The organism is Pseudooceanicola lipolyticus, assembly GCF_002786325.1.
Taxonomy (GTDB): domain Bacteria; phylum Pseudomonadota; class Alphaproteobacteria; order Rhodobacterales; family Rhodobacteraceae; genus Pseudooceanicola_C; species Pseudooceanicola_C lipolyticus.
Window position 1 is genome coordinate 1 of record NZ_PGTB01000127.1, and the last position, 12,164, is coordinate 12,164.

Annotated in this window: 9 protein-coding genes; 1 reads left to right on the plus strand and 8 read right to left on the minus strand. The window is 65.7% G+C overall.

Annotated elements, in window-relative coordinates; genetic code table 11:
- The 6 genes from CVM52_RS19695 to CVM52_RS19720 all read right to left on the minus strand — a co-directional run.
- Positions 1–1,366, minus strand: a 1,366-nt coding sequence (locus CVM52_RS19695) for an amidase (RefSeq protein ID WP_100164136.1), incomplete at its 3' end; no start/stop codon positions are given.
- A gap of 66 nt (positions 1,367–1,432) precedes the next feature.
- Positions 1,433–2,974, minus strand: coding sequence for a calcium-binding protein (locus CVM52_RS19700; protein ID WP_133119906.1), 1,542 nt, complete (start codon positions 2,972–2,974; stop codon positions 1,433–1,435).
- Between the two features lie 188 nt (positions 2,975–3,162).
- Positions 3,163–4,290, minus strand: a complete 1,128-nt coding sequence (gene prfB, locus CVM52_RS19705; RefSeq protein WP_100164138.1) for a peptide chain release factor 2 — start codon at positions 4,288–4,290, stop codon at positions 3,163–3,165.
- 65 nt (positions 4,291–4,355) lie between these two features.
- Complete coding sequence (locus tag CVM52_RS19710) at positions 4,356–6,953, minus strand: penicillin-binding protein 1A (protein ID WP_100164139.1); 2,598 nt, start codon at positions 6,951–6,953, stop codon at positions 4,356–4,358.
- Between the two features lie 104 nt (positions 6,954–7,057).
- The gene (locus tag CVM52_RS19715) at positions 7,058–8,272 is read right to left on the minus strand and encodes an N-acetylmuramoyl-L-alanine amidase (protein ID WP_100164140.1); all 1,215 of its coding nucleotides are present in this window, start codon (positions 8,270–8,272) and stop codon (positions 7,058–7,060) included.
- Positions 8,273–8,341: 69 nt separating this feature from the next.
- Positions 8,342–9,493 carry a pyridoxal phosphate-dependent aminotransferase gene (locus CVM52_RS19720; RefSeq protein WP_100164143.1) on the minus strand — a complete coding sequence of 384 codons (1,152 nt, stop codon included), beginning with the start codon at positions 9,491–9,493 and terminating at the stop codon, positions 8,342–8,344.
- A 134-nt stretch (positions 9,494–9,627) separates the two neighbouring features.
- Here CVM52_RS19720 and CVM52_RS19725 point away from each other — a divergent pair, with 134 nt between their 5' ends.
- On the plus strand, positions 9,628–10,383 hold the full coding sequence (locus CVM52_RS19725) for a DsbA family protein (protein ID WP_100164141.1): 756 nt from the start codon (positions 9,628–9,630) through the stop codon (positions 10,381–10,383).
- 107 nt (positions 10,384–10,490) lie between these two features.
- On the opposite strand, the gene ispG is transcribed toward CVM52_RS19725, so the two are convergent.
- Positions 10,491–11,612, minus strand: a complete 1,122-nt coding sequence (gene ispG, locus CVM52_RS19730) for a flavodoxin-dependent (E)-4-hydroxy-3-methylbut-2-enyl-diphosphate synthase (protein WP_100164142.1) — start codon at positions 11,610–11,612, stop codon at positions 10,491–10,493.
- Between the two features lie 122 nt (positions 11,613–11,734).
- Positions 11,735–12,164, minus strand: a 430-nt coding sequence (locus tag CVM52_RS19735; RefSeq protein WP_133119907.1) for a DUF4115 domain-containing protein, incomplete at its 5' end; no start/stop codon positions are given.

Genomic DNA, 12,164 nt, shown 5'->3' on the forward strand with positions numbered 1-12,164 from the left:
TGGCGGCGTGATAGGCGGCGCCAAGTGCCAGCAGCGCGGCGTCGCTGCCCAGCGGTCCGAACAGCTGCACCCCGCCGGGCAGGCCGGCGGCGGAAAATCCGGCCGGCATCGCCAGCGCCGGCAGGCCGATCAGGCTGACCGGGACCACCACTTCCATCCAGCGGTGATAGGTGTCCATCGCCTGCCCGGCAATCTCTGCCGGATGGTCCAGCGTCACGTCGAAGGGCCAGAGCTGCGCCGACGGCAACACCAGCGCGTCATAGTCCCGGAACAGCGCCGCCGCAGTGCGGAACCAGTCCGACCGCACCAGGCTGGCCCGGTGCACCTCCATCGCGCTGAGCGCGCGGCCGCGCTCGATCTCCCAGATCGCGCTGTCCTTCAGCTGGTCGCGCCGGTCCAATAGCGGCGCGTGACGCCCCGCCATCGCGAAAGAGCGCAGGGTAGTCCAGCTGTCCCACATCGCCCCGGCCTCGAAAGGCGGCGCGACCTCTTCGATGACGCAGCCCAGATCCGCCAGCACCGCCAGCGCCGCACGGGCATTGTCCAGGATGCCCGCCTCCATCGGCAGGGCGCCGCCCCAGTCGCCCAGCCAGCCGATGCGCAGCCCGGCGGGGTTGGCCGGGGTCAGCGGCGCCACCGGTTGCGCCGGCGCTTGCAGCGGCCGGCGCGGATCGGGGCCCGAGATCACGTCGAGCAGTAAGGCGATATCCTCGGGGCTGCGCGCCATCGGCCCGTTGGTGGACAGCTGATGCAGGAACATGTCGCCCGCCGGATCGGCGGGCACCCGGCCCCAGCTGGGCCGGAAGCCATAGACATTGTTCCAGGCCGCCGGGTTGCGCAGGCTGCCCATCATGTCCGACCCATCGGCCAGCGCCAGCATGCCCGCGGTCAGCGCGGCGGCGGCACCGCCGGAGGATCCGCCGCTGGATCGCGTGGTGTCATAGGGGTTGCGGGTTGGCCCGTAGACCGGGTTGAAGGTGTGCGAGCCCAGGCCGAATTCCGGCACGTTGGTCTTGCCGATCAGGATCGCCCCCGCCGCCCGCAGCCGCGATGCCAGCAGCCCGTCCTGCTGCGGCACAAAATCACGGAACAGCGGCGACCCGGAGGAGCAGACCACCCCCCGCAGATGTTCCAGATCCTTCACCGCCATCGGCAACCCGTGCAGCGGGCCCTTGTCCCGCGCCGCATCGGCCGCGCGCGCCTCGGCCATCAGTTCGTCGCCGTCGCGCAGCGCGACGATCGCGTTGACCGTGCCGTTGACCGCGCCGATCCGGTCCAGCACCTGCGCCATCAGCGTTTCGGCGGACAGTTCGCCGCTGCGCAGCCGGGCAAGCAGATCGGCGGCGGAAGAGTTCAGAAGGGACATGCGGACCTCGTGCGATTTTCGCCGCAACCTAGCCGCCCCGTCCCGTAGAGAGAAGGCCCTGCGCAGTCAGACGAAATCGAAATCCGTCCGGCTCAGAGAAACCGATGCGGCGCCGTCCAGGATGATGGTACCGCCGTCATAGCCGATCACCGCGTCACCGCCCGAGGTGCTGATATCGAGCGCCTTGAAACCGCCGCTGTGATCGGAGATGCGCAGCAGGTCGACACCGTCCTCGTAATCCGCCACGCGGTCGGTGCCGCCGGCGGCGCCGAAATCGAACACATCCTTCCCGGCACCGCCCCGCAGGATGTCGTCGCCGCCGAGACCGGCCAGGACGTCATTGCCCTTGCCGCCATTCAGCAGGTTCGCGTTGTTGTCGCCCATCAGCCGGTCGGCCTTGCTGGTGCCCACCAGGTTCTCGATGCTGGACTCGGCGACATAGCCCTTTGTCGGGGTCGGGTCGGTGATGTCCTTGAGGCCGACATTCATAAAGGCGCCGCCCTCGTCCAGCGACACGGTGACGCCGGATTTGAATCGCGCAAAGCTGAGCGTGTCGGTGCCGCTGCCGCCTTGCACCACCACGCCGATGGTTCCCGGCATTTCATTCAGCACGATGGTATCGTCACCGTCGCCGGTGCGGACCAGCCCGGCGCCGCCCTTGCCGACGGTCACCTTGTCATTGTCATTGCCGGTAAAGATGGTGCTGGCATAGCCGGCCTTGGTGATCACGGTGTCGCGGCCATCCCCGGTCTTGATCAGGTCGGCCCCCTGGTTGACGGTGACGCGGTCATTGCCGGTTCCGGTATCGATGGATCCGACAAACCCCTTGGCAACCACCTTGTCCTTGCCATCGCTGGTCTTCACCAGCTCGGCGCCGCCGGTGCCGATGGTGACGGTGTCATTGCCATCGCTGGTCTTTACCAGATCCGCGCCGCCGGCGCCGACAGTCACCTTGTCATTGCCGTCACTGGTCGAGATCGTCTCGACCCGTTCGTTGCCGGTCTTGACCGTGTCATTGCCGCCGCCGGTGCGGATCGTTCCGACAAAACCGTTGGTGGTGGTCACGCTGTCATTGCCCCGGCCGGTTTGCACCATTCCGACGCCGCCGGAGCCGACCTTGATGGTGTCGCCGATGGCCGCACCCGGCGCGCCGCCGGTTTCGATTTGCGACACATAGGCATTGCCGGTGCTGACGCTGTTTTCCTTGGCATAGAGCCCGATAAAGCTGGTCCCGCCATCCTGCTTGTTGCCCAGCGTGACCTCGTGCGTGTCGCCATCCCAGCCAAAGATGAACCGGGCGCGGGTCGAGATCAGGTCGACATCCGAGTTGTAACCCAGTTCCAGAAAGTCGACGCGCCGGTTGCTGCCATTGTCCAGATCCCGGATCGTGGTCAGATTGTCATCCCCGGCGATGCGTAGGGTTTTCACCCGCCAGCCGCTGCCGGTGAAATTGGCCGTGGCATCCAGGTCGTCACCGGGATTGGGCGCGGAATAAAAGACGTTGTAATAGCCGATGCTGCCGTCTTCCCAAGAGACTGCCGAGCGGCCCGGCAAGCGGGCGACATCGGTGGTTCCGTCGAAGATGACATTCAATGTTTGCGTGGCCATATTGTCCCCCCTGCGCCGCGGAAATAAGGCGGCATAGCTGCGTTTTGAAATCGCGCCGCGCCGCGGCAGCACCCGCGGCCAGCCCGATCACCTTATCGCATCGACAGAAATTGCAATAAAAAACTTCTCGCCTTACCCGGGGGTAAGGCGGCGCAGGCCGGGTGGCGCAAGGGGAAATGGCGGTGGCGTCAGGCTTCGCTGCGGGCCTCGGCGCGGCTTTTGCCCGAGACGTCCAGCGCCAGCGTGGCGGCCATGAAGGCATCGAGATCGCCGTCCAGCACGCCCTTGGTATCCGAGGTCTCGTGATTGGTGCGCAGGTCCTTCACCATCTGGTAGGGCTGCAGCACGTAGGACCGGATCTGGTTGCCCCAGCCGGCATCGCCCTTGGCCTCGTGCGCCGCGTTGATATCGGCGTTGCGGCGGTCCAGCTCGAGCTGGTACAGCCGCGATTTCAGCGCCTTCATGGCGATGTCGCGGTTCTGGTGCTGCGATTTCTCGGAACTGGTCACCACGATCCCGGTGGGATGGTGGGTGATCCGCACCGCCGAGTCGGTGGTGTTGACGTGCTGGCCGCCGGCACCGGAAGAGCGGTAGGTGTCGATGCGGATATCGGCCGGGTTGACCTCGATCTCGATATTGTCATCGACCACCGGGTAGACCCAGACCGAGCTGAACGAGGTGTGCCGCTTGGCGGCGCTGTCGTAGGGCGAGATGCGCACCAGCCGGTGCACGCCGCTTTCCGATTTCAGCCAGCCATAGGCGTTTGGCCCCGAGATCTTGTAGGTGGCGGATTTGATCCCCGCCTCTTCACCGGCGCTTTCGGATTGCAACTCGACCTTATAGCCGTGTTTCTCGGCCCAGCGGACATACATCCGCGCCAGCATCGAGGCCCAGTCGCAGCTTTCGGTGCCGCCGGCCCCGGCGTTGATTTCGAGGAAGGTGTCGTTGCCATCCGCCTCGCCGTCCAGCAGCGCCTCAAGCTCTTTCTGCGCCGCCTTCTCCTTCAGCGCGGCCAGCGCCTGTTCGGCCTCTTTCACCACCTCGGCGTCGTCTTCCATCTCGCCCAGTTCGATCAGCTCGACATTGTCGCTGAGATCGCGGGCGATGCCGTCATAGGTGTCGATGGCGTCGACCAGCATCTGCCGTTCGCGCATCAGCTTCTGGGCCTTTTCCGGATCGTCCCACAGCGTCGGGTCCTCGACCCGCGCGTTGAATTCCTCCAGCCGGTGCGGCGCCGTCTCGCGGTCCATCCGCTGGGCCAGCAGCTCCAGCGATTTCTCGATCTCTGCAACGATATTCTGCGTCTCGGCGCGCATATCAGTCCTGCCCGTCTAAGTGGTGAGTGCGGGTGATAGACCAGCCCCCGGGCATGGGCAAGCGGTCAGTACAGCCCGCCGGAACTGACGGTTCCGAAATCGGCCTTCGGCCCCACCGTCACGGTGTTGCCGGTCGAGGTGGTAACCTGGCGGCCGCTGTTCTGCGCCACCTCTTCGAACAGAGGCAGGTTCGACCCCATGGCAAAGCCGCCGTCATAGGCCAGACCGAAGATCGGCTCCCAGCCATCGCGGAAATATTCCGCCACCACGAAGGGGCCCGACATGTCGTCGGGCAGGCGCGCGCCGGTATAGCGGTCGATCTTGATGAAATGGCCGCCGGGGGGCACCGCGAAGGGGCCGCCACCGAATTTCTTGATCGCCTCGGTCATGAATTCCTGGAAGACCGGGCCGCACATGGACGAGCCATAGGCGCCGCGGCCCAGCGAGCGGGGCCGGTCAAAACCGATATAGCAACCGGCGACCACGTTGCTGGAAAAGCCGATGAACCAGACGTCGCGGGCCGAGTTGGTGGTGCCGGTCTTGCCGGCAATCGGCACCGGCAGGTTGATCACGCCCGAGGCGGTGCCGCGATCGACCACGCCTTTCATCATCGAGGTCAGCTGATAGGCGGTGATCGCGTCCATCACCCGCGACCGGTTCGATACGATGCGCGGTGCCATACCGGGCCGCAGGTCGGGCGTGCTGCAATCGGCGCAGGTGCGCTTGTCATGGCGATAGATGGTGCGCCCGAACCGGTCCTGGATGCGGTCGACCAGGGTGGGCGTCACCCGTTCGCCGCCATTGGCGAACATCGCGTAGGCCGCAACCATTCGGTAAAGCGTGGTTTCCTCCGAGCCCAACGAGTTGGCAAGATAGCTGCCCATGTTGTTGTAAACGCCGAAACGTTCGGCATAGCCGGCCACCACGTCCATACCGATTTCCTGCGCCAGGCGGATGGTCATCAGGTTGCGCGACTGTTCGATGCCGGTGCGCAGCGGCGTCGGGCCGTAGAACTTGTTGGTGGAATTGCGCGGCCGCCACAGGCCCTGCGGCGTGTCGATCTCGATCGGGGCGTCAACCACGATGGTCGCCGGGCTGTAACCGCTGTCGAGCGCCGCGGCATAGACGAAGGGCTTGAAGGACGAGCCCGGCTGCCGCTGGGCCTGGGTGGCGCGGTTGAACACCGAATCCTGGTAGGAGAAGCCGCCCTGCATCGAAATCACGCGGCCGGTATTGACGTCCATCGCCATGAACCCGCCTTGCACTTCGGAGACCTGCCGCAGGGTCCAGCGGATGAACGCGCCGTCGTCGTCGCGGGTCATTGCGCGCACCAGCACCACGTCGCCGACGCCCAGCAGGTCGCCCGCGACCTGCGCCCGGCGCGCCAGCGAGCCGTCCTCGTTGCGCTTGCGCGCCCAGGTGACGTCATTGGCCGGGATCCAGTGGCCGTCGGCATCGGTTTCGACGCCCTCGATGCCGATGCGGGCATCGTTGCTGCCCACCTCCAGCACCACCGCCGGGCGCCACAGCCCGTCGAGTTCGATATCGCGCGGCACATCGACATTGGCCAGCGCTTCGCGCCAGGTCGCCTCGTCGGTCAGCGACTCGGCCGGAAGAGTTTCGTAGGTGCCGTGCCATATGCCGCGATCGCGGTCGTATTTCTCCAGCTGCCGGCGCAGCGCCTGTTCGGCGATCACCTGCATTTCCTCGTCGATGGTGGCGCGCACGGTAAAGCCGCCGGTGAAGAATTCACCATCCTGGAAGCGGCGCCCGGTCTGGCGCGAGATCTCGTCGCGGAAATCGGAATCCTCGCTCAACTGGCGGCGGATCTCATCGGTGAAATAGCTGCGCGGCGGCAGCACGGTGCGGAAGCCTTCGAAATCGCCATTCTGGACGGTTCGCAGCGGCGTCTCCTGCCCTTCGCGCATTTCCGCCTCGGAGAGATAGCCATTCTCGTTCATCTCGCGCAGCACGTAGTTGCGGCGCGCCACCGCGGCGTCCATCTGCCGCACCGGGTGCAGGTTGCCGGGGCGCTGCGCCAGCGCCGCCAGATAGGCGGCCTCGGCCGGGGTCAATTCGGTCAGCGTCTTGTTGTAATAGGTCTGTGCCGCGGCGGCGACGCCATAGCTGTTCTGGCCCAGGAAGATCTCGTTCAGGTAGAGTTCGAGGATCTTTTCCTTGTCCAACGCCTTCTCCACCCGCGAGGCGAGGATCAGTTCCTTGATCTTGCGCTCGGCGGTCCGGTCGGAACTCAGCAGGAAATTCTTCATCACCTGCTGGGTGATGGTCGAGGCGCCGCGGATGTTTTCGCCGCGCGATTTCACCGCCTCGAACCCGGCGGCGGCGATGCCGCGCAGGTCAAACCCTTGGTGAGTATAGAAACTTTTATCCTCGGCCGAGATGAAGGCCTGTTTCACCAGGTCCGGGATCTGATCGGCCGGGGCGAACAGGCGGCGTTCCTTGGCGAATTCGTCGATCAGCTGGCCCTTGCCGGAATAGATCCGGCTGATTGTCGGCGGCCGGTACTGCGCCAGCGATTCGTGGCTGGGCAGGTCGCGGCCATACATCCAGAACACGCCGCCGACGGTGATCGCCACCATGGCGATGCCAAGCGTCACGGCGGTGAAGATCGCGCCGAAAAAGGAAAAGACGAACCGGATCACAAAACCTGCCCCTACCTGGAAACTTGCGGCAATATAAGCGCCCCCCGCGATGGGGTCAAAACACGATGGCGGACCTGGGCGATGCGCGGCCGGCCTCTGCCGGGTTATTGCCGGACCAGCGGACGGCTGGCCAGGTCATTCGTGCGCCAGGCCATCAGCCCGTTGCGGATGCCCACCGCGATACCGGCGCGCCATTCGGGATTCAGCAGGTTGTTCAGATCGCGCGGGCTGGACATGAAGCCGATCTCGATCAGCACCGACGGGATATCGGCCGCCTTCAGCACCGAAAAGCCGCTGTGCCGCAACGGCCGGCGGTTCATCGGCGCGCCGGTCTGGCGCATGCCATCGGCCAGGGCGCGGGCCAGTTGATCGGCACGGGGCTGGGTTTCCTGCCGGGCGAGGTCGAGCAGGACATCGGTGATCTCGTCATCGGTGTCGCTGAGGTCGAGCCCCGACAGCAGCTCGCTCCGGTCATGGCGTTCGGCCAGCTTGGCGCTGGCGATATCCGACGCCTCCTGCGACAGGGTATAGACCGTGGCGCCATGCGCCTGCCCCTCGGACAGGGAATCGGCATGTAGCGAGATGAACACGTCGGCACCGGCCTGATGCGCCAGGGTCACGCGCCGTTCCAGCGACACAAAGTAATCGCTGTCGCGGGTCAGCAGCACCTCGAACCCGCCGCTGCGCAACAGGACCTCGCGCAGTTCGCGGGCAAAGGTCAGCATCAGCGCCTTTTCATTCATCCGCTCGGTCTCGGCGCCGGGATCGATGCCGCCATGGCCCGGATCCAGCATCACAACCAGGGGGGCGTCGGCATTGCGCGGGCGGTCGGGCGCCACCTCTGCCGGCGCCGGCAGGTCAAGGCGGGGATCATAGGGCGCGCCCGCGGTGGCGGCAAACTCGGCCGCCGAGACCGGGCGCAGCGCCACCGCCAGGCGGGCCGCCTGGCTTTCGCCATCCACCGTCATCTCTGCCGACACGACCTGCATGGGGGCTAAAAGTTCGGCAACAAATCGAGACCAACCAGGGACATAGGCGCCAAAGTTCACCTGTGATACCAACTTGGTCTCTACCAGTTGCGCGGGATCCAACCCGGTCCAGTCGACCTCTTGGAAATCCAGTACCAGCCGCGGCGGCCCGTCGAGCGTGAACAGCCGATAGGGCACACCCAGGCTGAGCGCCAGGTCGATGCGCAGGTCGTCGGTGCCGGTGATGCGGCTGTTCTGCGGGTCGATCCGGGCCAAGGCGGAAAAGCCCTGCCCCCAGGCCAGGGCCGGCAGAAGCCACAAAACTGTTATTACCGCGATTAGCCTGCTCATGCCCCGCCGTCCGGATTCCCGGCCCTTGTTGCGGCAACCTTACCGCATGGCGCGCGGATTCGAAACGCCTTAGCGCGCGCCCCGTTCGGCCATAAACCGCCGCAGGCGGCTGAGTCCCTCGCGGATATCCTCGGTCGACTGGGCATAGGCAAAGCGCAGCGTCTGGGCGCCGCGCTCGGGGTCGAAATCCAGCCCCGGCGTCACCGCCACACCGGTCTCACGTAGGATCTCGGCAGCAAAGGACCGGCTGTCGCGAGTGTGTTCGCTGACATCGGCATAGACGTAGAAGGCGCCGTCCGGCGGCGCGATGCGATCGAAGCCGGCAGCCGGCAACCCTTCGAGCATCAGCTTGCGATTGCGCGTGTAGACATCGAGATTCGCATCCAGTTCGGCATGACAATCCATCGCCGCCAGCGCCGCGACCTGGCTGGCATGGGAGGGGCAGATGAACATGTTCTGGGCGATGCGCTCGACCACTCGCACGTGATCCTCGGGCACCACCATCCAGCCGATGCGCCAGCCGGTCATCGAGAAATATTTCGAGAACGAATTGATCACGTAGACCTCGTCGCTGAGTTCCAGCGCGGTGACCGCCTTGGCCTCGTATTCCAGCCCGTGATAGATCTCGTCCGAGATAAAGCTCATTCCGCGCGCATGGGCGGCCTCGATCAGCGCGCCCAGGGCGGATTGATCCAGCATGGTGCCCGAGGGGTTGCCCGGCGAGGCCACCAGCAGGCCCCGCAGGCCGAGCCCGTCGAAATCCTCGGGGACCGGCTGGAACCGGTTCTGCGAGGCGGTGGGCAGATCGACCGGTGTCAGGTCGAGCGAGCGCAGGATCTGCCGGTAAGAGGGATAGCCCGGCGCACCGATCCCGACCCGGTCGCCGGTATCGAACAGCGCGGTAAAGGCCAGCAGGAAACCGCCGGTCGATCCGGTGGTGACGACCACCCGCTCGGGGTTGAGATCGAGATCGTACCAGTCGCCATACAGCTCGGCGATGCGCTGCCGCAGGTCGGGCAGACCCAGCGCCACGGTATATCCCAGCGCCTGGGTGTCCAGCGCCCGTTTCAGCACGTCAATCGCGCCCTTGGGCGCCCCGGTGCTGGGCTGGCCGACCTCCATGTGGATGATGTGGCGGCCCGCCTCTTCGGCCTGGCGCGCATCTTCCATCACATCCATCACAATGAAGGGATCGACCTGTGACCGGGTTGAGTTCCGCATATCCTTCTCCCATTGTCGCATGAAGGCTGTTTGATCGCGTAGCCCGGCAGGGTCAACACCGGGGCCCCCTTGAACTTGGCCTTCGGACGTGAGCAGAGCGGCAATGACCGAATATGCATCACAGGACCTGCTAAATGACCCGCGCCTTGCTGACCCGACTGACCCTTGCCACCGCCCTGAGCCTGGCCGCCGCCCCGGTTCTGGCCTTTGATCCCGCCGAGATGACCGAGGGCGAGCGCACCGCCTTCGGCGAACAGGTCCGCGCCTATATCCTGGAAAACCCCGAGATCATCATGGAGGCCTATGCGCTGCTGGAACAGCGCAACGCCCAGGCCGAGGCGGCCGCCGACACGCAGTTGATCGCACGCCATGCTGCCGAGTTGTTCGAGGATGACCATTCCTGGGTCGGCGGCAATCCCGAGGGCGACATCACCCTGGTGGAATTCATGGATTACCGCTGTGGCTATTGCCGGCGGGCGACGCCCGAGGTCGCCAGCCTGCTGGAAAGCGACGGCAATATCCGCCTGATCATCAAGGAATTTCCGATCCTCGGCGAAAGCTCGCTGCTGTCCTCACGGTTCGCGGTGGCCACCAAGCTGTTGGCCGGCGACGCGGCCTATCACCAGGTGCATGACGCGCTGCTGGAACTGAACAGCGACGCCACCGAGGTGACGCTGCGGCGGCTGGGCGATGGGCTGGGCCTGGAGACCGAGGCGATCCTGGCGCATATGGACAGCGACGAGGTCACCGAAATCCTGGTGAAGAACCGCGAACTGGCGCAGCAGCTGTCGATCAGCGGCACCCCCACCTTCGTGCTGCAGGACCGGATGCTGCGCGGCTTCCTGCCGGCCGAACAGATGGCGCAGATCGTCGCGGATATCCGCGGCTAGTCGCCCACGGCAGCCACGGCCACCGTGCCGAGAACCCTGAGGTCCCGGATCGAGGTCCGGGACAGCGGTGCGAGCTGTTGCACAGGCGGGCCGGGTGAGGCCCGCCCCTACTCTGCCGCCTTTTGCAGCGCGTCGAGTTCGGCGGCCTTTTTCTCGACCTGCTCGACAATGTGGTCGATCATCTGCTCGTTCGACATCCGGTGGCTTTGCTTGCCGGCCAGGTAGACCATGCCGTTGCCGGCGCCGCCGCCGGTGAAGCCGACATCGGTCATCAGCGCCTCGCCGGGGCCGTTGACCACGCAACCGATGATGCTGAGGCTCATCGGGGTCTTGATATGTTCCAGCCGTTTTTCCAGCGCCTCGACGGTCTTGATCACGTCAAAGCCCTGCCGGGCGCAGGACGGGCAGGAGATGATGTTGACGCCGCGATGGCGCAGACCCAGCGCCTTGAGGATTTCAAAGCCAACCTTGACCTCTTCCACCGGGTCGGCGGACAGGCTGACGCGAATGGTGTCGCCGATGCCCATCCACAGCAGGTTGCCCAGGCCGATTGCGGATTTGATCGTGCCCGACATCAGCCCGCCGGCCTCGGTGATGCCCAGGTGAATCGGTGCATCGGTGGCTTCGGCCAGTTGCTGATAGGCGGCGGCGGCCATGAACACGTCAGAGGCCTTCACGCTGATCTTGAACTCGTGGAAATCGTGATCCTGCAGGATGCGGATATGATCCAGCCCCGATTCCACCATCGCGTCGGGGCAAGGCTCGCCATATTTTTCCAGCAGGTGTTTTTCCAGGCTGCCGGCGTTCACGCCGATGCGGATCGAACAGCCATGGTCGCGCGCCGCCTTGATCACCTCGGCCACGCGTTTCTCATCGCCGATATTGCCGGGATTGATGCGCAGACAGGCGGCGCCGGCCTCGGCGGCCTCGATGCCGCGGCGATAGTGGAAATGGATGTCGGCGACGATCGGCACCGGGCTTTCCGCCACGATGTCGCGCAGCGCCTTGGACGAGGCCTCGTCCGGGACCGAAACCCGCACGATATCGGCGCCGGCCTCGGCGGCGGCCTGGACCTGGGCGACGGTGGCGGCGACATCGGTGGTCAGCGTGTTGGTCATGGTCTGCACCGAAATCGGCGCGTCTCCGCCCACCGGCACATTGCCCACCATGATCCTGCGCGATGTCCGGCGGTGGATGTTGCGCCACGGGCGCACGTGATTGAGCGACATGAACAGCTCTCATCGGTCTGGCGTTGCGGGCCCGGCATACACCGGTTCCGGAACAGAAGATAGACCACCCGGCCGCTGACGGAAGGGGAATACCGTCGGTTCCCTCGATTTATGGCGGGATGCTAGTCGGCGGCCGGCGTCTGAGCGAGACCCTGCGCCTCGGCATAGCGCACCAGCCCCTCGTCGGTGCCGATCTCGACCGGGCCATAGGTTTCGGTCAGCCCGGCAATCGTCAGCGGCAGGTTCGAGGTGATGGCGCCGGTCTGGCCGACCGGGCCGTAGAAACGGTTGTTGATGGCGAAGTAGATCGCGCCGCTTTCGCCGGTGCGCAGCGTCGGCGGTTCCTCGGTCAGCGGCGCCTGCCAGGCTTCGCCCGGCTCCATGGTTTTTTCGAAGATCACCGTGCCGTCGGCGGCGCGCACCCGCACCCAGGAGGGCCGCACCGCAACGATCTGCAGCGCCGGCGCCAGCGTCTCGACCACTTGGGGCACCACATCGGGCGCCGCCTCGGCCACGACCAGCGGCGGGTGCGGCCCGGGATCGGCCTCGGTG

Excerpts from the sequence above, each read along its gene's own strand:
- ispG (WP_100164142.1), bottom strand. The coding sequence starts at position 11,612 with ATGTCGCTCAATCACGTGCGCCCGTGGCGCAACATCCACCGCCGGACA.
- CVM52_RS19700 (WP_133119906.1), bottom strand. The coding sequence starts at position 2,974 with ATGGCCACGCAAACATTGAATGTCATCTTCGACGGAACCACCGATGTC.
- prfB (WP_100164138.1), bottom strand. The coding sequence starts at position 4,290 with ATGCGCGCCGAGACGCAGAATATCGTTGCAGAGATCGAGAAATCGCTG.
- CVM52_RS19715 (WP_100164140.1), bottom strand. The coding sequence starts at position 8,272 with ATGAGCAGGCTAATCGCGGTAATAACAGTTTTGTGGCTTCTGCCGGCC.
- CVM52_RS19725 (WP_100164141.1), top strand. The coding sequence starts at position 9,628 with ATGACCCGCGCCTTGCTGACCCGACTGACCCTTGCCACCGCCCTGAGC.
- CVM52_RS19720 (WP_100164143.1), bottom strand. The coding sequence starts at position 9,493 with ATGCGGAACTCAACCCGGTCACAGGTCGATCCCTTCATTGTGATGGAT.